The sequence below is a fragment of the Alcanivorax sp. genome, assembly GCF_040118815.1.
Classification (GTDB): Bacteria; Pseudomonadota; Gammaproteobacteria; order Pseudomonadales; family Alcanivoracaceae; genus Alcanivorax.
Map to the genome: position 1 here is coordinate 690,721 of NZ_JBEDTC010000015.1, position 24,671 is coordinate 715,391.

General features: G+C 57.3%; 23 protein-coding genes and 1 tRNA gene. 18 read left to right on the forward strand and 6 right to left on the reverse strand.

The window, feature by feature from the left end:
- Window position 1 precedes the first annotated feature (1 nt).
- From ABNH18_RS12480 to ABNH18_RS12520, 9 genes are all read left to right on the forward strand, one after another.
- Window positions 2-4,717, forward strand: a complete 4,716-nt coding sequence (locus tag ABNH18_RS12480) for a CshA/CshB family fibrillar adhesin-related protein (protein WP_349383126.1) — start codon at window positions 2-4, stop codon at window positions 4,715-4,717.
- 118 nt (window positions 4,718-4,835) lie between these two features.
- Window positions 4,836-5,027 carry a DUF2065 family protein gene (locus ABNH18_RS12485; protein WP_349383127.1) on the forward strand — a complete coding sequence of 64 codons (192 nt, stop codon included), beginning with the start codon at window positions 4,836-4,838 and terminating at the stop codon, window positions 5,025-5,027.
- Window positions 5,028-6,203, forward strand: coding sequence for an ATP phosphoribosyltransferase regulatory subunit (locus ABNH18_RS12490; RefSeq protein ID WP_349383128.1), 1,176 nt, complete (start codon window positions 5,028-5,030; stop codon window positions 6,201-6,203).
- 118 nt (window positions 6,204-6,321) lie between these two features.
- Window positions 6,322-7,614 (forward strand): adenylosuccinate synthase, encoded by a 1,293-nt coding sequence (locus tag ABNH18_RS12495; RefSeq protein WP_349383129.1) that lies wholly within the window; start codon window positions 6,322-6,324, stop codon window positions 7,612-7,614.
- A gap of 261 nt (window positions 7,615-7,875) precedes the next feature.
- Entirely contained in the window at window positions 7,876-10,074 is a 2,199-nt protein-coding gene (locus tag ABNH18_RS12500; RefSeq protein WP_349383130.1) for a PhoX family protein, read from the forward strand.
- 120 nt (window positions 10,075-10,194) lie between these two features.
- Window positions 10,195-10,422, forward strand: a complete 228-nt coding sequence (locus ABNH18_RS12505; RefSeq protein WP_349383131.1) for a Sec-independent protein translocase subunit TatA — start codon at window positions 10,195-10,197, stop codon at window positions 10,420-10,422.
- A gap of 5 nt (window positions 10,423-10,427) precedes the next feature.
- Entirely contained in the window at window positions 10,428-10,712 is a 285-nt protein-coding gene (tatB, locus tag ABNH18_RS12510; protein ID WP_349383132.1) for a Sec-independent protein translocase protein TatB, read from the forward strand.
- On the forward strand, window positions 10,712-11,446 hold the full coding sequence (gene tatC / locus ABNH18_RS12515) for a twin-arginine translocase subunit TatC (RefSeq protein WP_349383133.1): 735 nt from the start codon (window positions 10,712-10,714) through the stop codon (window positions 11,444-11,446). Before tatB ends, tatC begins: the two co-directional genes overlap by 1 nt.
- A 32-nt stretch (window positions 11,447-11,478) precedes the next feature.
- Complete coding sequence (locus tag ABNH18_RS12520; protein ID WP_349383134.1) at window positions 11,479-11,994, forward strand: hypothetical protein; 516 nt, start codon at window positions 11,479-11,481, stop codon at window positions 11,992-11,994.
- Window positions 11,995-12,023: 29 nt separating this feature from the next.
- Here the strand turns inward: ABNH18_RS12520 and ABNH18_RS12525 are convergent, their stop codons facing one another.
- Window positions 12,024-12,266, reverse strand: a complete 243-nt coding sequence (locus ABNH18_RS12525) for a hypothetical protein (RefSeq protein ID WP_349383135.1) — start codon at window positions 12,264-12,266, stop codon at window positions 12,024-12,026.
- Window positions 12,267-12,349: 83 nt separating this feature from the next.
- Window positions 12,350-12,436, reverse strand: a tRNA-Leu gene (locus ABNH18_RS12530).
- Window positions 12,437-12,538: 102 nt separating this feature from the next.
- Here ABNH18_RS12530 and rnr point away from each other — a divergent pair.
- Together rnr and rlmB are read left to right on the forward strand one after the other, a co-directional pair.
- Entirely contained in the window at window positions 12,539-14,995 is a 2,457-nt protein-coding gene (gene rnr, locus ABNH18_RS12535) for a ribonuclease R (RefSeq protein WP_349383136.1), read from the forward strand.
- Between the two features lie 156 nt (window positions 14,996-15,151).
- Complete coding sequence (rlmB, locus tag ABNH18_RS12540; protein ID WP_349383137.1) at window positions 15,152-15,907, forward strand: 23S rRNA (guanosine(2251)-2'-O)-methyltransferase RlmB; 756 nt, start codon at window positions 15,152-15,154, stop codon at window positions 15,905-15,907.
- 84 nt (window positions 15,908-15,991) lie between these two features.
- On the opposite strand, the gene ABNH18_RS12545 is transcribed toward rlmB, so the two are convergent.
- A complete protein-coding gene (locus ABNH18_RS12545; RefSeq protein WP_349383138.1) occupies window positions 15,992-16,588 on the reverse strand; it encodes a hypothetical protein in 597 nt (198 codons plus the stop codon).
- A 2-nt stretch (window positions 16,589-16,590) separates the two neighbouring features.
- A complete protein-coding gene (locus tag ABNH18_RS12550; RefSeq protein ID WP_349383139.1) occupies window positions 16,591-17,295 on the reverse strand; it encodes a hypothetical protein in 705 nt (234 codons plus the stop codon).
- A gap of 297 nt (window positions 17,296-17,592) precedes the next feature.
- Between ABNH18_RS12550 and rpsF the strand changes: the two genes are divergently transcribed.
- The 7 genes from rpsF (at window position 17,593) to radA (ending at window position 23,336) form a co-directional block, all read left to right on the forward strand.
- Window positions 17,593-17,934, forward strand: coding sequence for a 30S ribosomal protein S6 (rpsF, locus tag ABNH18_RS12555; RefSeq protein WP_007151551.1), 342 nt, complete (start codon window positions 17,593-17,595; stop codon window positions 17,932-17,934).
- A 2-nt stretch (window positions 17,935-17,936) separates the two neighbouring features.
- Window positions 17,937-18,245: a primosomal replication protein N gene (priB, locus tag ABNH18_RS12560; protein ID WP_063521307.1), complete on the forward strand. Its 309-nt coding sequence runs from the start codon at window positions 17,937-17,939 to the stop codon at window positions 18,243-18,245.
- Window positions 18,246-18,267: 22 nt separating this feature from the next.
- Window positions 18,268-18,498: a 30S ribosomal protein S18 gene (gene rpsR, locus ABNH18_RS12565; RefSeq protein WP_007148676.1), complete on the forward strand. Its 231-nt coding sequence runs from the start codon at window positions 18,268-18,270 to the stop codon at window positions 18,496-18,498.
- A 15-nt stretch (window positions 18,499-18,513) separates the two neighbouring features.
- Complete coding sequence (gene rplI, locus ABNH18_RS12570; protein WP_349383140.1) at window positions 18,514-18,966, forward strand: 50S ribosomal protein L9; 453 nt, start codon at window positions 18,514-18,516, stop codon at window positions 18,964-18,966.
- Window positions 18,967-19,235: 269 nt separating this feature from the next.
- Window positions 19,236-20,630: a replicative DNA helicase gene (gene dnaB, locus ABNH18_RS12575; protein WP_349383141.1), complete on the forward strand. Its 1,395-nt coding sequence runs from the start codon at window positions 19,236-19,238 to the stop codon at window positions 20,628-20,630.
- Between the two features lie 69 nt (window positions 20,631-20,699).
- Window positions 20,700-21,761, forward strand: a complete 1,062-nt coding sequence (gene alr / locus ABNH18_RS12580; protein WP_349383142.1) for an alanine racemase — start codon at window positions 20,700-20,702, stop codon at window positions 21,759-21,761.
- A 207-nt stretch (window positions 21,762-21,968) separates the two neighbouring features.
- Window positions 21,969-23,336, forward strand: coding sequence for a DNA repair protein RadA (gene radA / locus ABNH18_RS12585; protein ID WP_349383143.1), 1,368 nt, complete (start codon window positions 21,969-21,971; stop codon window positions 23,334-23,336).
- A 44-nt stretch (window positions 23,337-23,380) separates the two neighbouring features.
- Here radA and ABNH18_RS12590 read toward each other — a convergent pair whose 3' ends face one another.
- A complete protein-coding gene (locus tag ABNH18_RS12590) occupies window positions 23,381-23,836 on the reverse strand; it encodes a hypothetical protein (protein ID WP_349383144.1) in 456 nt (151 codons plus the stop codon).
- A 26-nt stretch (window positions 23,837-23,862) separates the two neighbouring features.
- Complete coding sequence (locus tag ABNH18_RS12595) at window positions 23,863-24,648, reverse strand: DUF547 domain-containing protein (protein WP_349383145.1); 786 nt, start codon at window positions 24,646-24,648, stop codon at window positions 23,863-23,865.
- Between the last annotated feature and the right edge of the window lie 23 nt (window positions 24,649-24,671).

The following is a 24,671-nucleotide window of genomic DNA, read 5'->3' on the forward strand; positions in this document are numbered from 1 at the left end:
GATGCAGACAGCCGAACCGAAAAAGAATAAAGGAAAATTGCTTGTGGGCTTGCTGAGCATGCAAGTGTTGATTGCGCTTCTTTTTGCTGGGGTCTGTTTGTTAAGTGGTGAGGTGCGAGCGTCACAAACGGGCACCTGGTCCAGTTCAGGATCGACAGCGCAAAGCACAACGGGCGGCGGCGTCACTACCGTTTCCGTTTCGGCTTCGCCATCCAGTACCAGTCTTAGTGGCTGGGTGGTACGCGGCGCCTCCACCATGGCGGCACCCAATAATGCGTCCTATGTGCCCAATGTCAGAAATAGTGCGGGGCTTGAGCTACTTTTTGAGCCCAATGGCAGCAACAGTCGCCAGATTACCTTTACGTTTTCCAATCCCGTGACAGACCCGGTATTGCATATTGATCGCCTCGGTGGCTATTCGTCCGGGACGAACACTTCCGAGTGGACATTGAATGCATCGGCATCAAATGGTGCGGTTTCGCTGCAGCGGGTATCGGGCGTGTCCCATTTTCGTGTTGAAAACAATAATCGTTTTCGTGGTTCTTATGATCTCAATGCCAGTGACTGGGATGGCGAGTGCTATACCAGCGAAAGTGCTGGCGCTGCCTGTGGCAGTGTGCGCGTGAGAGGAACATTCTCTACGTTGGTGTTTGATGTGCAGCATCTGGGGAATGCTGGAGAGGGTGATGCCATGGAGTTGGCGTTTACCTTGAATCAGGATCTCGGCGATGCGCCAGCCTCTTATGGCCGCGCGATTCACGCGATAGGCCAGAATGTGACGCGTTATCTAGGCAGCGTGGCGCCTGATGATGATGCTAACGGGAATGAATACTCCAACCTGGCGAATACGGATGATGACACGGGCCAAGACGATGAAGATGTGCTTGGTAATGTCAGCGTTACCAAGGGCGCATCTTCTCAGGTTTCTCTTGTTGTGCAGGAACCGGCGGTGGGGTCCAGTTACCTGAATGCATGGGTCGACTGGAATGCTAATGGTGTGTTCGACAGCAATGAACAGATTGCGACCAATCTTGTTAACAACGGCTCAGGAGACCAAGACAGTAATGCGTCCACCGTCACGGTGGCGATGACGGTTCCGTCAGATGCGGTATCCGGCTCGGCCCGTGCCCGTTTTCGCTGGTCGTCCCAATCAGGAGCAGCGGCAGCAGGTGGTGTAGGTGATGGAGAGGTTGAAGATCACATCATCAATGTGGCGTCGGCGCCGCAAAGTTGTGATGCAGAGGTGTCTCGCTCGTTACAGCTAAGTGGCTCCGCGTTTCTCGATTTGTCCACTAATCAGGTGACCCTGACAACAGATACGGGAGATCAGTCTGGCTCGGCCTGGTCAGCCAATAGAATCAGTTTGCTTTCCGCTTTTTCCGTTGAATTTTCGGTGAATCTAGGTACTAAGAACGCGTCTGGCGCGGATGGTATCGCCTTTGCCTTTCAGAATGATCCGGCGGGAAATTCCGCAACGGGGATTTTTGGTGGGGCTTTGGGGGTGGGTGGGTTGGAGCCCGCCGTGGCGGTTGAGTTCGATACCTACCAGAATGGTAATGGCTACAACGATATCGCTAATGATCACACGGTGATCTATAACCCGCTGAATTATACGGATGGTGTTGGTGGGGGCGATGGTAGTCGCTACAGTGAAGTGGTGGATTTGGGAAATATTGAGGATGGCGATTGGCATACGGTCCAATTGAATTGGGATCCGATCAGTAATCAGCTCCAGTATTTTTTTGATGGCAACCTCGTCACCGTGATAACACGGGATTTTCTGAACGAAGTATTTGGCGGCGATCCCAATGTATTTTTCGGTTTTACCGCATCTACGGGGGGTTCCAGTAATCTGCATAGAGTGTGTCTGATTGATGCTCCGCCGCAATCGCTGGTGGACTATGGAGATGCTCCTGCCAGTTATCTGGCACCGTCTCACGTGATTGTTAATGGTGTTTATCTTGGTGATGGCGTTTCCGAAGATGCGGGGAGCTATGACGACGCCAACGCTGATGCGGACACTTTTGATGATGGCGTGACGTTTCCTGCTGTGTTGCCAAGCATTAATCCGATTACGGTAACGGTGGAAGGGAGCGGTGGTTACCTGCAGGCCTGGGTGGACTGGAACCAGGATGGGGACTTTGACGATGCGGGAGAGCAGATTGCCGAGGATCTTCAGGACACCGATGGCGATGGCCAGATAGATATCATCGCGAGTGCGGCAGCCGGCTCAGTGGACGCCAATGATGTGATTACCCGTTTTCGGTGGTCCACCACGCCCTCCATCGATCCCTATGAAGGGGCTGATGATGGTGAAGTGGAGGACTACCAGGTGTCTACCCGGGCGGTGGTAAGTTGCCCACAAGGTTCCGAGGCTACCGGTGGCGGTATTGCCAGTGGGGGTACTGGTGATTTTCGCGATGCGATTTACTGGTTGGACTGGTCTTGCGGCGCTCAAAATAACTATCAGGCCGGGGAAATTATTCGCAAGAGCTGGGTGTTTGGGCCGGTGGAAATTCGCGCCACGCTGGACAATCTGACTGATACGGTGAAGGTCTATAACACCGGTAGCTGGTCTGGGGATCGCCTGGATGATTTGTACCAGGGAGTAAACCCTATTGGGCTTTCCAATAATGTCAGTGGTGAGGCGCCTGAGTTTGATATTGATTGGCAGGTTTACCTCAATGGTCAGCGGGTGCCGGCTGACATTATTGCGGCCGATGCGGAAGATACAGATGGGAGCGAGAGCCTGACCTGGGAAACCGATGGCCAGCCCTGGGAAATTTTCTCGGTGTCGCCTGTGTCGGACTTAAAGGTGCGCTTTGAAAATGCCAACCAGCGCATGGTGTTGACCTCCGGGGATTTGCCGATTGGGACTGGTACGGTTCTGGGCTTAACCGAAGATGCCCGTCGCACCTCTCATATTGTTAATGGCGGCGGCATTCAGGCGGTCGCTTTCGGGGTTTTCCTGCAGGTGGATCATGGTGATATTGCCGGTGGTTACCCGCAAAGCGGCGGCCATGTGTCGCGCAGGGATGCCACCGGAGGCAGCAAGCCCCAGACGGATACGGATGTGAATACACTTACCGTGGCTACCCTGCAACCCGCTGTTCCCTACCTGGGCGATATCGGTCCGGACCCGGAAGATGCCGATCAGAACTCGGCTAATGCGGATGCGGATGGCCCGGAAGAAGACGGTGTTAGTTTTTCCGCACTGATTCCCGGCGGTAACGCGGTGATTTCGATCACTCTGACAGAACAAACCGCAGGCACTAATTTCGTACAAGGCTGGATTGATTGGAATCGGGATAACGACTTTGACGACGCCAGTGAGCAGGTGGCGTTGAACGTCCGCGATAACGATGCCCAGGACAGTAACGGGGCTAACGGCGCCATTGATCTGAGTGTGTTTGTGCCGCCGGGCGCCTTTATTGGCGATACCTATGCCCGCTTCCGGTTGTCTAGTACCCCGGATGTGGCCGCTGGTGGTCAGGTGGTGTTCGATGGCGAGGTAGAGGATTACAAGGTCACTGTGGCCTCGGCCAATACGGCAGGCACGCTGTCGGGTTGGGTGTTCGAGGATAACGGCACCGGGGCCTCGGCCCACGACGCTAGTAAAGGTAATGATGAGCCGGGGTTGGCGAATTTGCCCGTGCGGCTTTACCACGATGCGGACGGTAACGGTGTCTGTGAGCAGACCGATACGGTGCTGGCGGAAACGACCACGGATGGCGATGGGGCCTGGGCGCTGACGCCGCCACTGGGGGATGTGGGTAAAGCGGCCTGCCTGGTGGTGCAGACACCCAATGGTTATCAGTCCATCAGTGAAAATGCGGGTACCGGTGGCGCAAGCCTGGCTGTCGGTGCTGCCGATGACGACACCATGACATTATCAGTGCCGCCCAGTGGCACGGTGTGGAGTGAGATCCTGTTCGGCGATGTGGGCTTGCCTGTGTTGGAGCCGGATCGCCAGGGGGTTGTCGATGCGGGCGGTAGCTTGTTCTACGGCCACCGGTTTACCGCTCGTACAGCAGGCATCGTGGATTTCGATTTCGGCGCAGCCGATACCGTGCCTGCTGCCCCTGCCTGGACGGATACGCTCTATCGGGACGGTAATTGTAATGATGCTCTAGATAGCGGTGAGGCCTCCCTGCCGGTTACCGGAGTCGATGTTCAGGCCGGTGATAACGTGTGCCTGCTGGTAAAAGTTTTCGCCCCGGCGGATGCACCGCTGGAGGCGTTGCACTCTCGGCCATTGCAAGCGACCCAGGCTTTCACCGGTACCGCACTGCAGTCTATGGTGCAGGTGCGCGATACCACCCGTCTTTCTGCCGGCACATTACTGTTGGAGAAGCAGGTGCGTAATATTGGCCCGGACGGGGTGCAAGGCACCGCCGATGATGTGGACAGCAGCGATGGCACCGCGAACCAAGCGGCCCCCGGTGATGTTCTTCGCTACCGACTGGTGTTTTCCAATCAGGGCGTTCGGGCGTTGAGCGAGGTGACGGTTAACGACAGCACGCCGGCCTTCAGTGCCCTGAACGCGGCGGCAGCCTGCCCGGCTACGCTACCGGCGGATCTGTCTGGTTGTAGCCTGAGCGCGCCGGATGGCAGCAATGGGCCGGGTTATGAAGGGGCCCTGCAATGGCTGTTCTCAGGTCAGTTATTGCCGGGTAATCAAGGGGTTGTCCGCTATGACGTGCGGGTTAGTCCATAGCGACGAGCGCTTGATGGATCCATCCGTCGGCAACCTATCTGCCACGGGGAGACCGTGGTAGAATGCCGCAACCGGGCGCGCAGGCTCCCGGTTTTTTTGTGGCTGTCTGGCAGGAACAATGGATTTCAGCTTATTGATCAAGGCGTTATGTTTGGTGTTGATCATAGAAGGCCTTCCGCTGTTTCTGGCGCCCCAACGTGCGCGTCAGGCAGCACTTCAGGTGGCGCGTCTGGATGGTCGCCTGCTGCGAATTATGGGGCTGGTGCTCATGCTGTTGGGTGCGGGCCTGTTACTACTGATGCGGTCGTAAATGATGAATCAGGAAGAACAGTGGCTACTGCCCGACGGGGTAGAAGAAGTCCTCCCGGGTCGCGCCCGGGCCATCGAGCAACTGCGTCGCCAGACGCTGGATCTGTACCAGCGCTGGGGCTATGAACTGGTTTTCCCGCCGCTGATCGAGTTTATGGAATCCCTGCTCAATGGTGGCGGTCGTGACCTGGAACGGGAAACCTTCAAGATTACCGATCAGCTCACCGGTCGCCTGATGGGGGTCCGTGCGGACATTACCCCACAGGTGGCGCGCATGGATGCTCACAGTCTGCGTCGCAATGCGCCTTCCCGCCTTTGTTACTGCTCCAGCGCTTTGCGTACCCGGCCGGTTGTAGCTGGCGGTACGCGTTTGCCCTATCAGCTGGGGGTGGAGCTGTTTGGCCATTCCGGCACAGACAGTGATCTGGAAGTGATCTCCCTTCTGCTGGAAACGTTGACCCTGTCTGGTGTGGAACAGCAGATGGTGCTTGATCTGGGGCACGTGGGACTGTTTCGTGGCTTGCTGGAACGTTGTGGCCTGAGCGATAGCGAGCAGAGCCAGCTGGAAGACATTTATGTGCGCAAGGCGCGGGTGGAACTGGATAGCTTTATTGCCAGCCACGACCTGCCCGCGGCTGCGGCCAACGCTTTGGCAGCATTGCCTTGGCTGGCGGGCGACATTGAGGTGTTGGCCGAGGCGAGGATCCTGCTGGCGCAATTCCCCGAAGCACTGGCGGCGCTGGATGAGCTGGCGGTGCTGGCCGATGTGCTGGGTGCCCGTGGTGTCAAGCTGCACCTGGATTTGGGTGAGCTGCGTGGCTATCACTACCACACCGGTTGTGTCTTCGCGGCGTATTTGCCCGGCGAAAGCGAGCCGGTCGCCAAGGGTGGCCGTTACGATCATATCGGTGAGGTCTTCGGTCGGGCACGCCCGGCTACCGGTTTCAGCGCGGACCTGAAGATGCTGGCGGAGCGGGCAGAATCTGTCGCGCTCACCGGTATTCTGGCGGAAGGCTCCCTGCAGGATGCCGCTTTTGCGGATACCGTTGCGGCCTTGCGCGCTCAGGGTGAGCGCGTGGTGCTGGCCCTGCCCGGTGCAGACAATGATCCGGCGGAATTGGGGTGCCAGCGTCGTCTGGTGCCTGCTGATAACGGCTGGACCATTCAGGATTTATAGCATTTGTAGGGCGGAAATCGGCGTAAGCCAATGTCCGCCCTACAATGAAAATCGTGCGTGTCGCGTGAAGCGTGTCGCGTGCAAGCGTTAGTGATAACTCAACAGGCAGCAAGCAATCATGGGTAAGAACGTAGTCATTCTCGGCACCCAGTGGGGTGATGAAGGTAAAGGCAAGATCGTCGATCTGCTCACCGATCAGGCGTCACTGGTGGCCCGTTTTCAGGGCGGCCATAACGCCGGCCATACCCTGGTGATCGACGGACAGAAAACGGTTCTGCACCTGATCCCGTCGGGCATTCTTCGTGAAGACGTGCATTGCCTGATTGGTAACGGTGTGGTGCTGTCCCTGGACGCTTTGCTAACGGAAATCGGTGGCCTGGAAGAGCAGGGTGTGCCGGTACGTGAGCGCCTGCGTTTGTCTGCTGCCTGCCCGTTGATTCTGCCTGTGCACGTGGCATTGGATCAGGCCCGTGAAGCGGCCCGTGGCAACAAGAAAATTGGCACCACCGGCCGGGGTATCGGCCCGGCTTATGAAGACAAGGTGGCTCGTCGTGGCTTGCGCCTGGGCGATGTGTACCAGCGCGAACTGTTTGCAGCCAAGCTGGGCGAGGTGATGGATTACCATAACTTCGTACTGCGCAGTTACTACAATGCCGAGCCGGTGGATTTCCAGAAAACCCTGGATGAAACCCTGCAGTTGGGCGAAGACGTGCGCAGCATGGTCACAGATGTGACTGCCGTGCTGCACGGTGCCCGCGAGCGTGGCGAAAACATCATGTTCGAGGGTGCCCAAGGCACTCTGCTGGACATCGATCACGGTACCTACCCTTACGTGACCAGTTCTAACACCACTGCCGGAGGTACCGCCACTGGCACCGGCTTCGGTCCGCTGTATCTGGATTATGTGTTGGGTATCACCAAGGCCTACACCACCCGGGTGGGCAGTGGCCCGTTCCCCACCGAGCTGTTTGACGAGAATGGCCGTTACCTGGCCGAGAAAGGCCACGAGTTCGGCTCCACCACCGGCCGTGCGCGCCGTTGTGGTTGGTTCGATGCGGTGGCGCTGAAGCGCTCTATCCAGATCAACTCGATCACCGGGCTGTGCCTGACCAAGCTGGATGTGCTCGACGGTCTGGAAGAGATCAACATCTGCGTGGGCTATCAGGATGCGGTCGGCAACTCCCTGGAGTGTGCCTGGGATGCGGATAGCTACGAGGAAGTGAAGCCGGTGTACGAAAGCCTGCCGGGCTGGACGGAATCTACCCTGGGCGCCAAGTCCGAAGATGCCCTGCCGGCCAATGCCAAGGCGTATCTCAAACGCATCGAAGAAATCACCGGTGCGCCCATCGATATCATTTCTACTGGCCCGGACCGTGTAGAAACCATCATCAAGCGCCACCCGTTCTCCTGACCTTCTTTCCGTCACGCCATTGATACCCGCGCCCGTGGGTGTTGTTGGCGTGACGGTTTGCATTTTTTCCTTCCTGTTCTGCTCTGCTCGTTCCTCTTTTTCATTGTCTTTTGATAGACATATCCATGCATTGAAAGTGACATGGTCCGTACCCCTTTCTGTCATTCGTTCTGCCTAACCTCGTTTGCGTACTTTTACCGACTCAATGGCCGGTCTTCCGGCTGCAGGCAGGCAACGAAAATAGAAACAGGGAGAATAGAGATGGGGCACCATCCCGTAGAAGACAGTAACCGTTCAGACAATAATTCCATTTGCACGGTGCTGGATCAGCGCCTTTCCCGTCGTCAGATTCTGCGTGGCAGTGCGACGGCCGCTACCATGGTGGCGGGTGCCAGCCTGGTTGCTTGTGGTGGTGACAGCGATAGCGATAGCACTGCGGGAGCGGGGGGCAGTAATGGCCCGACGATTGCTCCTGAAGCGTTGGGGTTCAGTGCGGTGCCTCATTCTCTGGAAGATCGGGTTGTGGTGCCTGATGGGTACCAGGCAAGCGTATTGATTGCCAAGGGTGATCCGCTGTCATTAGGCCTTGCTGCGTTCAAGAATGATGGCACGGACGTGGATTATGATCAGCGCTCCGGGGATGAACATGATGCCATGGCATATTTTGGTTTGTCCGATAGCGGGATGCCTTCCGCCGCTTCTTCTTCCCGTGGCGTTCTCTGTATCAATCACGAAAACCTGGAAGATGCGACGTTGCATCAGAATGGTTCTACCGCGGCGGCTAGCAATGGCGGTGCTCGCCCTAAAACAGAAGTAGATCGTGAAATTCAGGCCCACGGCGTTGCTTGTGTGGAAGTCATCAAGGAAGGGAATCGGTGGCGCTACGTTCAAGGGTCTCCTTTCAATCGCCGTATTACTGCAGCGACAGAGCTTGCTATGACCGGTCCGGTGGCCGGCTCTGAGCTGGTGAAGACGCGTTTAAGCCCGGCCGGGATGACCCGTTTTGGTACGCTGAATAACTGTGGTCATGGTGAAACCCCTTGGCATACCTATATCAGCGGTGAAGAAAACTGGTTTTCATATTTCCGTCGCGACGACGACAGCGCGATGCGCACAAGTGCGGACAATGACCTGTTGACCCGCTATGGCCTAACGCCGGGCGGTCAGGGTTTCTCTTACCGGGAGTGGGATACTGTCGCGGCGGGGGATCTCTACGCGCGCTTCAATATTACCGTTAGCGGTGCAAGTGCCACTGAGGATTTCCGTAACGAGGCCAATCAACACGGTTTTGCTATCGAGGTTGATCCCTATCGTCCGACAGAAAAAGCCAAGGTGCGCACGGTGTTTGGTCGGTTTGCTCATGAGGGTGTCTGGTTTGCTCCCGCTGAGGCCGGCAAACCGGTGGTTGCCTATATGGGGGATGATGCCCGTAATGAATATATCTACAAATTCGTCAGTGCAGAGGGCTGGGATGAGGCTGATGAATACCTGGGCTTGTCCGCTGGTGATAAATACCTGAATGAAGGCACGCTTTACGTCGCAGTGTTTAATGCGGATGGAGGCGGTGAATGGAAGGCCCTGAAGTTTGGGCAAAACGGTCTGGATGCTGCTAACCCGATTTACCCATTTGCCGGTGAGGCTGATGTTCTGGTCGGGGCGCGTTTGGCTGCAGATCACGTCGGTGCCACTAAAATGGACCGCCCGGAATGGAGTGCGATCAATCCTCTCAATGGAGAAATTTATATCGCACTGACTAATAATCGGACGTCTAATCGCCCTGTTGATGATCTTGATGCGGCCAACCCGCGTGCCTATGAAGACCTGGTTGGTGATGCCAATGGCCGTGATGGTAACGCCAATGGCCATATCATTCGCTGGCGTGAAACCGGTGGCGAGCATGATGCTCTGACTTTCGATTGGGATATTTTCCTGTTCGGTGCTGAATCCGGTGCTGACAGTGCCAGTGTGAATCTTTCTGGTTTGACTGCGGACAATGATTTCTCCAGCCCCGACGGAATTTTCATCGATATGCGTGGGCTGATGTGGATTCAAACGGATGACGGTGCCTACACGGATACGGTGAATAACCAGATGTTGGTGGCGATCCCTGGTGAAGTTGGGGATGGCGGCATGCAGCAGGTTACGTCTTCTGTCGGTGCGGATGAAAAGACGGTGACGACCTTTGTGGGTAAGTCTGCATCCGACGTGGACTTGCGCCGCTTCCTGGTGGGGGTACCGGGTTGTGAAATTACCGGTATCGCTTTGACGCCGGATGCAAAATCCCTGTTTGTGAATATTCAACACCCAGGTGAGGGTGGTTCAGCGGCTAGCTTTAATGTTGATAAGAGCTCTTGGCCGAACACCAGTGGTGACGCCCAGGCGCTGGGTGATGGAAGCAGTCGCCCCCGCTCTGCCACTATCGTGATTACCCGTGAAGACGGTGGTGAAATCGCACTTTGAAGAGTGCTTGAAAAAAAGAGGCCGTCCTGAAAATGGGCGGCCTTTTTTGTGTCATTCAGGCTTCATCAATCGGGCAGATAATCATGCTCATAATTATTTTTCTAACAGCAGGTGGAAAACATGCTTTCCGGAATTAGCCTCTGGCAGCTTCTTATCGTTCTCGTCATCGTTGTTATGTTGTTTGGCACCAAACGCATTCGCAGTTTGGGTTCGGATTTGGGCGGGGCCTTTAAGGGGTTTCGTGATGCCGTAAAAGACGGAGAGAAAAGTCTTGAGGGCGATGAGCAAAACGTGACTCCACTGGTGTCCAGTGAATTTGAAAAAGGCAAAGACAGCGTTCGGAGCTGACTCTGATGTTCGATTTCGGTTTCATGGAGATAATGCTGATCTGTGTGATTGCACTGGTCGTGCTTGGCCCGGAAAAACTGCCCGCGCTGGTGCGTACGGTGGGGCAATGGATTGGGCGTGGGCGGGCTGTAATGAACCAGATGCAGCAGCAGCTGGAGTCGGAAGCGAGGAATCTGGATATGAAAGAGCGGCGTGAGAAAATCCAGCAGGAACTGGCGTTGCTTCCTCAAAAAAACAGCGCTAAAACTGGGCAAAATCAGTCTGGCACGGCGCAGAATGTTGAGTCGTGATGGGGGCCATGCCGCTGACTAAGCATTTGCTGGAACTGCGTCAGCGTTTATTGCGGTGCACGGTAGCGGTAGTGTTGCTTTTCGTTCCCTTGTTTATCTTTGCTGGTGAAATTTATACGCAGCTGGCTCAGCCATTGATGCAGGCTTTGCCTGAGGGTGGCAGCATGATCGCCACTGATGTAACCGGGCCCTTTCTGGTGCCATTCAAGCTGGTGTTGTATTTAAGTGTGTTGTTGGCCATGCCCTTCTTGCTACATCAATGCTGGAGCTTTGTCTCACCAGGGTTGTACCGACGCGAAAAACGTTTTGCGAGACCGCTATTTTTTTGCAGTGTGTTGCTGTTCTATCTTGGTGCGCTTTTTGCCTGGTTTGTGGTGATGCCTGTGTTGTTTGCTTTCTTTATTTCCGTGGCTCCTGAGGGGGTGGCGGTGATGACTGACATCGGCGCCTGGCTTGGGTTTACCATGACCTTCGTTATGGCGTTTGGTATGGCATTTGAGTTGCCGGTTATTGTCGTGCTCCTGGTGGCGTCCGGTATCACTACGCCGGCTGCGTTGTCAGGGGCTCGATCCTACATTGTGGTGGGCTGTTTTGTTGCCGGCATGCTGCTTACCCCACCGGATATTATCTCGCAGAGTTTATTGGCTCTGCCTATGTGGTTCCTTTTTGAGGTGGGCTTGCTCTGTTCTCGCTGGGTGCAGCCAATGACCAGTGATGGCGAGGCACTATCCTGATGTTTGTCGGCGCAGCAAGGGTGGCGAGTGCCATGCGTGGTGGATTGTTTTTGCTGACATGCAGCTTGCTGGGGGTGGGGGTTGCGGCATCCCTTCAGGCGAATTGTCTGCCCGGTGATGGTTCGGTGGTGCATGCCAGGTATCAGGTTAGTGCCGGGGAGGGTCGTTATCTGGTGCAGATGGCATTGCCCTCAGCGCGCCCGGATTGGTTGGTGTCGTTGCAGGGGAGTGAAGAGACCGTAGCGCCTCCTATGGTGGTATATCCTCAGCAAGAAGTGCCGCAGGCACCTGTGCTGTTCGCCCAGTTACTGGAAGCAAGGGGGCTGGGACGGGGCAGAGAGGTGCTTGAACGGGCCGGTTTCCAACTCAAAGAGGGTGCTGCGGGCGTTGTGTTGGGGTGTCAGGTGGAGGTCTTTGCCCACCCTTCGGGGGAAGATGTGCTGTGGGTGCCTGCTGCTGGCCTACCGGTTCGGGTGTCGAGCGGGCAGGCTGGAGGCGGGGATGTTCAATGGCAGCTATCGCATCTTGAGCGCCGCTCCGCACGGTGATGAGCGTGGGCCGCGGATGGTTGCCGGTTTTATTTGCGGCGGGTAATCACAATCAGTGCCACGGTGACGCCAACCACAGCGATGGGGAAGAAAAGCAGGTACTGTTTGCGGCGGGCTTCTTTTTCCCGGTGGGCATCGGCTTGCTGGATCGCAGGGTGGATGGATTCTGTGCTTTCCCCTGAATTGCCTTTGTCGGCATAGGTGGCCACGGGAGCCAGGGCCAGACCACAGGCCAGAAAAACTGCAGCGATCACGGGGCGAAGGAGTGTCATATGGACCTGCGCTATCAGTGATTGGGGGTTGGGCCGGGCCCGAAACGAAAAAGGGCCCCCGTTTGGGAGCCCTCTTTCTTAATTGGTGCCGAGGAGAGGACTTGAACCTCCACGCCCTTGCGAGCACTAGCACCTGAAGCTAGCGTGTCTACCAATTTCACCACCTCGGCTTCGCTATGCGTTGGCTAAATTTATTAGCCGTTCATCGCGAAAGCGGGTGCATTCTAGTATATGATGGGCCAATGTCAAATTCCTTTTCGAAAAAATCTTCGATGACCTCAAAAAAACGCTATAGCGATCCCCATGCCGACCGAGAGGCGGAAAAATACGAAAACCCTGTTCCCAGTCGGGAGCTGATTCTGGATGTGCTCAATGATCAGGGCAAACCCCTGTCGTTCGAGCTGCTGGCTCAGCTGCTGGAAGTGGACGAAGAGGGGGAAGTCGGGCTTGATCGCCGTATCAAGGCCATGCTCCGTGATGCCCAGCTGGTTCAGAACCGCAACGGCAACGTTGGCGTGGTGTCCAAGATGGACCTGATCGCCGGCCGGGTGCAGGGCCATAAAGATGGCTTTGGCTTCCTGATTCCGGACGACAAGACCCAGGGTGACCTGTTTCTCGCTCCCCGGCAGATGGAAAACGTCATGGACGGGGACCGGGTGCTGGTCAGCAATGCGGGCTACAACCGCTTTGGCAAGAAAGAAGCCCGGATCGTCGAAATCACCGAACGTGTTGCCACAGAAGTGGTGGGCCGCTATTCCCTGGAAGCGGGAATCAGCTTTATTGAGCCGGAAAACCGCCGTATCACCAAAGAAGTCCTGATTGAGGACACCAACGGCATCAAACCCAACCCCGGCGACCATGTCCGCGCCACCATTACCCAGTATCCCAGCCGTGACCATCATGTGCTGGTGCGCCTGGAAGAAATTATTGCCACTCCGGATGAGGCCGGCATGGAAGTGGAAGTGGCCCTGCGCCGTTTCGAGATTCCCCATGTCTGGCCGGAAGGGGTGGAGGCCGCCGCCGAAAAATTTGGCGAAAAGGTGCCCCATAAACCCAAGGCCCATCGGGTAGACCTGCGTGATTTGCCGCTGGTTACCATCGATGACGAGACCGCCCGGGATTTCGATGATGCGGTTTATGTTGAGCGTCGTCCCCGTGGTGGCTGGCGCTTGATCGTGGCCATCGCCGACGTGAGCCATTATGTGAATCCCGGCTCCGAGCTGGACCAGGAAGCGGCCACGCGTGGGAACTCTGTGTACTTCCCCAATCGGGTAATCCCGATGTTGCCGGAGGCGCTGTCCAACGGGTTGTGTTCCCTGAACCCCCATGTGGACCGCTTGTGCCTGTACTGCGACATGAAGATTTCCGCCAACGGCCGCCTGACCCGGTTTATTTTCCGGGAAGGGGTGATGCGCTCGCGGCACCGCCTGACATACAACAAGGTCGGCGCGATCATTGAAGAGCCTGAGTCCGAGCTGGCCCAGGACACCGTGGCCAGCCTGGACGATGAGTCCCTGGACATGATCTGGTCGTTCCACGAAATGTTCCTGGCTCTGCGTCGTCGTCGTGCAGAGCGTGGTGCCATCGATTTCGATAGCGATGACACCCGCATCATTTACGACGAAAACAAGAAGATCGAAGCCATCGTGCCGGTGCAGCGCAATGTGGCGCATATCATGATTGAGGAGGCCATGCTGGCCGCCAACATCTGTTCCGCTAAATTGCTGGAGAAAGCCGGGGTTCCGGCCCTGTACCGGAATCACGAGCCGCCCAAGGAAGAGCGCCTGAGCAAGTTGCAACAATTCCTGGGTGGGTTGGGCTTGAGTATCGCCTGGTCGGAAGGGGCGGCGCCAAAGCCGTATGTCTTCCAGGACCTGCGCGAAGAAATTCTGGAGCGGCCGGATCGCAATGTGATCCAGACCATGATGTTGCGCACCATGAGCCAAGCCAAGTACGAGGCCGAGAATAAGGGCCACTTCGGGTTGGCGTACAAGGCGTACACCCATTTCACTTCGCCGATCCGTCGTTATCCGGATCTGCTGGTGCACCGTGCCATCCGCTTCCTGATCCGCAGCAATGGTGAGCCGAATCACGTGGACAATCCGGGTAACTTGCCGGAGATCCCGCGTCAGAAAATTCTGCCTTATAACCAGGCGGACATGGTAGCTATCGGTGAGCAGTGTTCCATCACGGAACGTCGCGCCGACGAGGCCACCCGTGATGTGGTGTCCTGGCTGAAGTGCCAGTTCATGGAAGCGCATCTGGGGCAGGTGTTCGAGGGCACCATCAGTGGTGTGGCCAGCTTTGGGCTGTTTGTGCAGCTCAGCGAGCTGCACATTGATGGCCTGGTGCATGTGGCGAACCTGGACAGCGATTACTACCACTTCGATGAAGTGAGTCTGACCCTTACCGGCGAAAGCAGTGGTCGTCAGTTTGGGCTGGGTGATTCTGTCACGGTCTGCGTGGCCGCGGTGCACACCGAAGAGCGCAAGATCGACCTGCAGCTGGAGTCCTTTACGCCCAGCGGCAAAGGTCGCCCCAAGGCCGGCAGCAAGAAAAAGCCGTCCGGAGGTCGAGGCAGAGGGGGGCGTTCAGGAAAAGGTGCGAAGGCTGACTCGGGCTCGTCCGAGCGGGAAAAGCTGGCCAAGGGCGATATCCCCAAGCCCAAAGCTAAACGCAAAGGCCCACCCCGAGGCAAGAAGGCCGCGCGCCGTAGCAAGAAAAGCTAAAGGCCCGGGCCTTACTTCCCGTAGGAGCGGCGTTTGAGCCGCGAATATCTGGCGCATTCAGGGATATTTGCGGCCCAGGCGCCGCTCCTGCGTTTTGATTCCATCTCCACCGCGTATCACGTGCTTGCGTGGTGAGTGTAGTGTGCAGGCGTCGTTATGAATAAACCCCTGATGTATTCCGGCTTCCACGCGGTGGAAGCGCTGCTGCGGCATCGCCCGGAGGCGGTGCTGGAACTGTTTGTGCAGGATACCCGCGCAGACCGGGATGACCCGCGCCTTGCCGCCATGATTCAGGCGGCAAAGGATTTCGGTATTGCCGTGCAGCGCGCCCGCCGCGAAGTGCTGGAAAAGCATGCAGGCCCGCAGAATCAGGGCATCGTGGCGCGGGCCCGCCCACGCCGGCCGGCGGACGAAAGCGCCCTGCTGCAGTGGTTGGACGGCAAGCCGGCCAATCCGTTGCTGCTGATCCTGGAAAACGTCACCGACCCGCATAATCTGGGCGCCTGCCTGCGAAGTGCGGATGCGGCCGGCGTGCAGGGCGTGATCGTGCCGCGCCGCAATGCGGCTGGCCTGACCCCGGTGGCTTGTCGTACTGCAGTGGGTGCTGCCGAGAGTCTGGCGTATTACGAGGTGGGTAATCTGGCCAGCCTGCTGGACCAGCTACGTGACCGCGGAGTATGGGTGGTGGGTACGGCCCTGGAAGAGCGAAGTGAGTCCTTGTTTACCTTTGAGGCGCCGGAATCATTGGCCGTCGTGATGGGGGCAGAGGGTAGCGGCCTGAAACGTCTGACCCGTGAAAAGTGCGATCAGTTGCTGGAAATTCCCATGTCTGGTGAGGTGCAGAGCCTCAATGTGTCCGTGGCAACCGGGGTGGTGTTGTTCGCGGTGCGGGGAAAAACCTTTTCCTGTTGAGCGCGTAAGCACGAGAAGGTTGCGTTTGCGGGGGCAGCACAAGTCGCGAGGCTGCTGTGTCCGCCCCATTGTCTTCCTGCTGTTTTATCTCAGTTCAGAGTGGCTGACAAAGTGCTGTCGATTGAAGGTGGGTGCTGGCTGGTTCGCTTGGCTGGCGGCCATTTCCCGCTGCAGTCGGGTGTTGTCTTCAAGTAGCGTTTCCGGAATGTCTTCTTTGGCCGGATCGGTCGATACGGGTGGTTCGCCGGTTAGCGCCTTTTCTGACAGCTGTTGTTGCGGTAGCGGCGCCAGCGGGAAGCTCAGGTGGGTGGTGCGGTCATAGCGAATGGGGGTCTGGTAGTTCGGCTGTTTGTAGCCTTGCGCATTGTGCAGCGCGGTATCCAGGTCTTCCGGGCCGGTGACGTGATGCCAATTGGGCTGTGGAGCCGGTGTGGGGGGGGCAATGGATTCTCCCCGGGCCAGCTTGGCCTCCAATTCACTTTTGTGGCGTTGCCAGGCAAGAAGGTCCGTGACGAACCGGTCCTGGCGTGTGTAGTCGCGAATTTCCGGCCTTGGCCCCACAGCACGGGCCAGCGCATCTTGCGGTGATTCCACGTCCTGGGCGGCCAGCGCTTGCCCGCTCAGGGCTAGAGCCATGACACTAATCAGTATAATGGTGGTCTGTAGCGCGTGCCCGTTCATGGTTACTTCAGCCTCCCCTCCACTGTGCCCTCTATAAGGAAGGGCTCGCCGGCGTTGTCCAGATACAGAAGCAGGTTGCCACTTCTGTAAACGCCGCTGAACTGCTGCTGGCTGTCGGCAATAAACGCCGCGCGGCTGGCCTGGCGCTCCTGCTTGGGGAGCAACTCATAACTGAACTGCGCCTCCTGCTGCTGGGCTTCCCCGCCATCATTGATGCCCTCGAGCTGCATGCCAACAATGGTCATGGGTAGGAACAAGGGGGCGTCAGAGCCTGCGTTGGCCAGCAGGGTGCGGATGCGTTCGCTGGCCAGTGTGTCGCCGCCGAGGGGGGGTAGCACAAAGCTTTTTGAGGTGGAGCGGTTATACCAGGTGCGATTGCGCTGGTAATCGATCTGCTGCAATTTGCCGGTGCGCGCCAGGGCGCTGGAAAGGGTCTCCGGCTCGTCGATGACGGTCGGATCGCTGCTGGCCACGGAGTGGGGTAGATAATCGTCCGGGCAGGCATTGCGGTGGATTGCCCGATCGCGCTGGGCCTGCTTGTATTTCATGATCTGCAGCAGGAAATTGCTGTAGTCCGGGTAGTCCTCAAGCAACGGTTTGTCAGGCACGGCTACCGGGTTGCCACAGGGGGGGGCTGGCTCCTGGGCGTGAACCGGAGTCAGCAAGCAAAAACCACATAGGCCGGTAGCCAGGGCTCGGATGTGCATTGTCGTATCCCATTGTTGTTGTTTTCCCCTTTTTTTTCAGGGGCTTGGGGTTAACGACGCTTTTTGTAAGCGTTTGTAGCGTTTTGTTTTACTTGAGCATACGTCCGTCGCCGGCAGATGGCAATGGATATGCCTTGAGGTTGCCCCCTGCAATGGGATAGAATCGCGCGCTTCCTGCGTCTCCCTCCGGTTTTCCGGGACAGGGGTGCAGGTCTCCTTGCTTCACCGCTTGTTGATTGCGATCACGGCGGGAAGCTGAATTGGCGTCGTGAGGCGTCGCAACCGTAAGGAGCTAACATGCGTCATTACGAAGTTGTGTTCCTGGTTCACCCGGACCAGAGCGAACAGGTGTCTGCCATGGTCGAGCGTTATAGCGCGATCGTGACCGATGGCAAAGGCACTATCCACCGTGTTGAAGATTGGGGCCGTCGTCAGTTGGCATACCCGATCAACAAGATCCACAAAGCTCACTATGTGATGCTGAACATTGAATGTGACGGCGAGACCCTGGGCGAGCTGGAAAACACTTTCCGCTTTAACGATGCCGTAATCCGTCACCTCGTAATTCGTCGCGACAACGCTGTTACCGAGCCGTCCCCGCTGGCGAAGCATGACGAGAAGGAAGGGGCTGCCAGCTAATTTTGGAAAGCAACCACTGCGAACTCACTGGTGTGATCGTCACCTTGGAAAAGGTGGCCCTGACTCCAGCCGGAGTGCCCCGTCAGCGAGTCTGGCTGGAACATCGCTCCCGGCAATTGGAAGACGGACATCCCCGTGAAGTCCAGGCCCGCATCGCCGTTATTCTGGCGGGTGGGATGACCCAACAGGCCAAGGGCCTGAAAGAGGGTCAGCGAATCAAGGTAACCGGATGCCTCAGCCGCGCCGGATACAAAGGAGACGCCCGGGACCGTTTGCAACTGCTTGCCCAAACGCTGCAAAGCCTCAACTAAGGATTCGACAGGAGATTATCCAATGGCCCGTTTTTATCGCCGCCGCAAGTTCTGCCGCTTTACCGCGGAAGGTGTTGAGTACATCGATTACAAAGATCTCGACACCCTGAAAGCCTACATCACCGAGACTGGCAAGATCGTGCCCAGCCGTATCACCGGCACCAAGGCACGCTACCAGCGTCAGCTGGCCTCTGCTATCAAGCAGGCTCGCTTCCTGGCGCTGCTGCCGTACTCTGACAGCCACGACAATTAAGCCGAGGGGACCATCATGCAAGTGATCCTGCTGGAAACGATCAAGAACCTGGGCGATTTGGGCGCAGTGGTAGACGTACGTTCCGGTTACGGCCGTAACTTCCTGATCCCGCAAGGCAAAGCGCTGCCTGCCACCAAGACCAATCTGGCCGAAGTGGAACAGCGTCGTGCTGAGCTGGAGAAGCACGCTGCCGAGCAGCTGGGTGCTGCTCAGGAACGCGCCGAGAAGCTGAGCGAAGCCACGGTTTCCATCGCCGCCAAATCAGGCGACGAAGGCAAGCTGTTTGGTTCTGTGGGTACCCGCGACATCGCGGAAGCCATTTCTTCCTCCACTGGCGTGGATGTGGAAAAAGCAGAAGTGAAGCTGCCCCACGGTGCACTGCGCACCACTGGTGAGTTCGAAATCGACCTGGCGTTGCACGCCGAGGTCACTGTGACCATTAAGCTGGCTGTGGTTCCTGCCGAGTAATCGACAGAACTGACAACCGGTTTGCCCCTGCGGGGGCACGGTGACAGAATCAGGGCATTGTCTGAAAGGGCAGTGCCCTTTTTCGTTGAAGAGCAGTTCAAAGTTTAAAGTTGAAACGCGAGTGAAGCCGGTTTGCTCTTGGCGGTCGGAGGTCACGGGCACAATGGTGTCGCGGCTTATAGCCTCTACCGATTGGAGCATGCCTCAATCGCGTTTCCACTTTAAACCTTGGTCTTTTAACTCTATTTTCCCAACACGTTGGCCTACCCATGAATGAACCCATGTCGCTGGATAAACACCTGCCCGAAAATCTGCGTATTCCTCCTAATTCGGTGGAGGCGGAGCAGGCGGTGCTGGGTGGCCTTCTGCTCAATAACAGCGCCTGGGATGATGTGGCTGAGCGCGTTGGCTCGCGGGACTTCTATCGTAAGGAGCATCGCCAGATTTTCGAGGTGATCGCCCAGCTGGTGGAAGAAGAAAATCCCAGCGATCTGGTTACTGTCTCCCAGGCGCTCAATAACCTGGGGCAGCTCGAATCCATCGGTGGCATGAGCTACCTTTCCGAGCTGGCGCGTAACACCCCCAGTGCGGCCAATATTGCCGCCTATTCGGATATCGTCCGTGAGCGCAGCATCCTGCGACAGCTAATCAATGTGTCGCATAAGGTGGCGGATGGCGCCTTCAATACCGAAGGCCGTAAATCGTTGGAGATTCTCGATGAGGCGGAATCCGCCATTTTCGAGATTGCCGAGCAGCAGAAAAAGGGCGATGGGCCGCAGGCCATCAAATCGGTGTTGAAGAAGGCAGTGGACCGCATCGATGAGCTGTACAAAACCAAGAGTTCGCTCACCGGCCTGACGTCCGGGTTTGAAGAATTGGACAAGATGACTGGCGGGCTCCAGCCTGCGGATATGATTGTCGTCGCGGGACGACCTTCCATGGGTAAAACCACCTTTGCCATGAACCTGTGCGAAAACGTGGCAATCAAGAGCAGCAAGCCTGTGCTGGTGTTCTCCATGGAAATGCCGGCGGAATCCATCGTCATGCGGATGCTTTCTTCATTGGGGCGGATCAATCAGGGCGCGATTCGCTCCGGTAATCTGGAAAAGGACGATTGGCCGCGTATTACCTCTGCGATTCATATGCTCAGCGAGCAGAAAATTTTTATCGATGATACGCCGGCCCTGAGCCCCCTGGAAATGCGCGCGCGGGCCCGCCGGGTAGCACGTGAATGCGGCGGCGAGCTGGGCTTGGTCATGGTCGATTACCTGCAGCTGATGCAGGTGCCAGGGGTGGAAAATCGGGTGAATGAAATCTCGGAAATTTCCCGCTCCCTAAAGGGGCTTGCCAAAGAGCTGAATTGCCCGGTGCTGGCGTTGTCCCAGTTGAACCGCTCCCTTGAGCAGCGGCCTAACAAGCGCCCGGTGATGTCGGATCTGCGTGAATCCGGGGCGATTGAGCAGGATGCGGATTTGATCGTATTCCTTTACCGGGACGAGGTGTACAACAAGGACAGCAACGAGCGCGGCGTGGCTGAAATCATTATCGGTAAACAGCGTAATGGTCCTATCGGTACCGTGCGGCTGGCCTTCCGCGGCGAGTTCACTCGCTTCGACGATCTGGCGCCGGAATACTATGCGCAACTGGCGGCCGGGGATGAATAAAACGCCGGATGCGAAATCCTGCTCTTTAAGTGTCAGGCGTCAGGCGTCAGGCATTTTACGGCACTTTTCATGAGAGGCACCCGAGTCGAAATTCGCCCTGCAGCGCTGGCTCATAATGCGCGTCTGGCCCGGCAGCTTGCTGATGGGGCTGAGGTGTTTGCCATGGTCAAGGCCAATGGTTACGGCCATGGTTTGTTGCTGGCGGCGGATGCCATGCATGGGAGCACCGCAGGGCTGGGGGTGGCGCTGGTGGAAGAGGCGCGCGCACTCCGGGAGCACGGCATGACCTTGCCGATTCTTGTTGCGGAAGGTTTCTTCGATGCCGAAGAACTGAAGGAGGCGGAGCGGCTTTCCCTTGAAGTGGTCGTGCACTCGCTATGGCAAGTGGATTTGCTGTTGGCGAACCCTTGCCCGGTTCGCATCTGGTTGAAAGTGAATACAGGCATGAACCGCCTTGGCTTTCGCCCGGATATCGCCCTGCAGGCAGCGGCGCAATTGCGGGCGGCGGACATGGCGCCGGTGGGTTTGATGAGCCATTTTGCCTGTGCGGATGTGGGGCAAGATGCCTATTCCGAGAAACAGTTGCTGGTCGCCGGTCAGGTGGCGGAGCAGCTGATGTTGCCGTTGTCGGCCTCGAACTCTGCGGCGCTGTTGCGCTACCCCCGGGCTCATGCACAGCGAGTGCGTCCGGGCATCATGCTGTACGGCTCCTCGCCCTTTGATTGGCAAACGGCCAGCGAATTGGGCCTGGCGGTCAGTCACCGGTTTACTGCCCGTTTGATTGCCATTAATGCCGTCGAGGCGGGCGAAAGCGTGGGCTACGGCGCGACCTGGACCGCAACCGAACCTCGCCAGGTTGGCGTGGTTGCGGTGGGCTACGGTGATGGCTATCCGCGTCATGCCTCCAGTGGTACTCCGGTGGCGGTGAACGGCGTCGTCACGGAGCTGGTTGGCCGCGTTTCCATGGATATGTTGACTATTGATGTGACTGGCCTGAGCGCTCAGGTTGGCGATGAGGTCGAGTTGTGGGGCGACGTCGTCGATGTGGATGACGTGGCCCGTGCCTGTGGCACCATCAGTTATGAATTATTCTGTCAGATCACCGATCGGCCAGAGCGAGTGGTTGTTTAGTTGAAAGTGCAAAGTTTAAAGTTGAAAGGCGCGAATGGTGGTTGGGTGCCAGATGATGAGCACTGGAGCCGCGCCGCAGCCTTTTGAAGTGCTTTTGTGCTTTGAACGCTTTCCTCAGTCAATCATGAATCGCGGGCATAGCCTGTCAGCTCAGAGCGGCCGGGCCTGTGTTTCAACTTTACACTTTCAACTTTGAACTGGGTTTTCATGGCCAAGAAAAAAACCGCCTTTGTGTGCACCGATTGTGGGGCTGACTTCCCGAAATGGCAGGGGCAGTGTCCGGCGTGCGGCGCCTGGAACAGCTTGCAGGAATTTGTCCATGATCCCGCTACGCCGTCGTCCAAAGGGGCGGGCAATCGAGGCGGTTTTTCCGGTCAGCTTTGCGAAGTGCAAAGTCTCAATGACATCGTGCTGGAAGAAATGCCGCGGATCAGTGCGGGTATGGGCGAACTGGACAGGGTGTTGGGCGGTGGCTTCGTGCCGGGTTCCGCGATCCTGATTGGTGGCCACCCGGGGGCAGGGAAATCGACCTTGCTATTGCAGACGCTATGCAAGCTGGCGGACCGCGAAACCTGCTTGTATGTCACCGGCGAAGAGTCGCCGGCCCAGGTGGCTCTACGCGCCGACCGGCTGAAGTTGCCCAAGGAAAAGCTGCGTCTGGCGGCGGAAACCGATGTGGAGCAAATTCTGGAGCTGGCGCGCAAGGAGCAGCCGCGTATTTTGGTGGTGGATTCTATTCAGGTGATGTTCCTCGCCGCGTTACAGTCGGCACCGGGAAGTGTGGCCCAGGTACGCGAATGCGCCGCCGCGTTGACCCGGTATGCCAAGCAGACCGGTACGGTGCTGTTGCTGGTCGGGCATGTCACCAAGGATGGCACCTTGGCGGGCCCCAAGGTGTTGGAGCACATGATCGACTGCTCGTTGATGCTGGAAGATTCCACGGATTCGCGTTTTCGCACCCTGCGGGGCTTGAAGAACCGGTTCGGCGCGGTCAACGAGCTGGGGGTTTTTGCGATGACAGGCGAAGGTCTGAAAGAAGTAAAAAATCCGTCTGCCATTTTCCTTAACCGGGCAGACGAGATTGCGTCGGGCTCGCTGGTCACCGTGGTCTGGGAAGGCACGCGACCATTGTTGGTGGAACTGCAGGCACTGGTCGATGCCTCTCATTTCGGCAACCCCCGGCGTATTTGTGTGGGGCTCGAAGGGAATCGCCTCGCCATGCTGCTGGCCGTGCTGCACCGTCATGGCGGCATTCAGGTGGGCGACCAGGATGTGTTCATGAATGTGGTCGGCGGGGTCAAAGTCACTGAAACCGCTGCCGACCTGGCCCAGGTGCTGGCCATTGTGTCCAGCTTCCGGGATCGGGCACTGGAGCGTGAACTGGTGGTGTTTGGCGAGGTGGGGTTATCCGGCGAAATTCGGCCCGTACCCCAAGGGCAGGAACGGCTCCATGAAGCAGTGAAGCACGGCTTCAAAAAAGCCATTGTGCCCAAGGCGAACCTGCCCAGAAAATTGCCCAGTGGAGTGGAGGTTATCGGCGTCAGTAATGTAGCTGAGGCGCTGGAATACCTTTAGTGAATGGTGAGTCGATTACTCGCACCGTTATTCATCATCCTGATTCAATGATCCACTGCCTCAGTAGGATGCAGCGTTCGACGGTCTCCCTGAGCCCAGCACCAGGCATCGGCCACGTCGAAGAACAGGCTGATGGCGTTGACCATGAATACCGCAAGGGTAAAACCCCACAGTGCCGGTGTCAGATGATCGTCGCCCCAGCGCCCGGCCAGCTGCCCAAGCAACGCGATTTCCAGTGGAATCCAGGCCAGCAGATGCACCAGAGACATATCCTTGTTCATGCCACGATGGTGCCACATCAGGGGCAGATTCACGCCGAGAACCACCAGCAGGGCCAGGCCAATAGCCTGACCAGAAAACGTCTCCAGCAAAAACAGGCTGGCCCCGTTGAGCGGCATCAGAATGAGGAGCGCCCAGCCCTGTAGCCAGCGAGGCAGATTGCGAAACGATAGCCAGATGCTGTGCAAACGATGGGTGGCCGTTGCGTAGTTGGCGTCCATGCCGTGTCCTCCTGGAGGGTGTAGGGTTACTGGGTGTTTAGTGACCAGTCATAGGGTAAAAACTGCACCTCCATGTTCCCGTCGTCCAGTGCCTTTTGGCGATTGGCGGGTATGCCCAGCGTGTCCGAGTATTGCAGAAGGTAATGGGACAGGCTCCCGGCGGCGCCTTCAAAATCCTCTTCGTACCAATCGAAAATCTTCGAGACTTCCAGGGCATCCTGTTCGCTGCTGTAGCGGTTGCGCTGTTTATCGCTGAGAAATTGCGTGGTGCTGTCCTCCAGCTGGGCTTCCAGCTGCTCACCGGTGTAGGCGGTGGCGCGCAGGGCAGGGCAGCCGATGGAGGCGCAGTTCACAGCGAAATGAATGCGCGGGTCCATCAGGTCTGGATTGCCACGAATCATTTCATGTTCCAGTTCATCCAGCGTCCGGGGCTCTCCCAGCAAGGAAAAGAATGCCTTGTCCCAAGGGCTGGAAAAGAGACTGCCAATATCACGGATGGAATCAGGCTGATTTTCACGAAGGATCAGTTCAACGGTAAAGGCGTTGTAGGCGTTGATCAGGAACGCCAGTTTTTCATCGCGGCTGAAGGCGTTGAACTCCCCTTGAGTGACCGCGGTTAGGCTGTCCAGATACGACTGCAGGGCCTCATGGTTCTCGGCGATCCCGTCATAATGGATAGCCGTAGCAACGCCCCCGCGCTGGGGTTGCACATGTTGCTGAAGCAATGTGTTCCAACGGCTGTGGTCAAACGCCATGACCTGGCTGCTTAGGGCAAGCAGGCTGATCACCAGTGCGGAAATCCATTGACGCATGTGAGGCTCCTTGTGGTATTCAG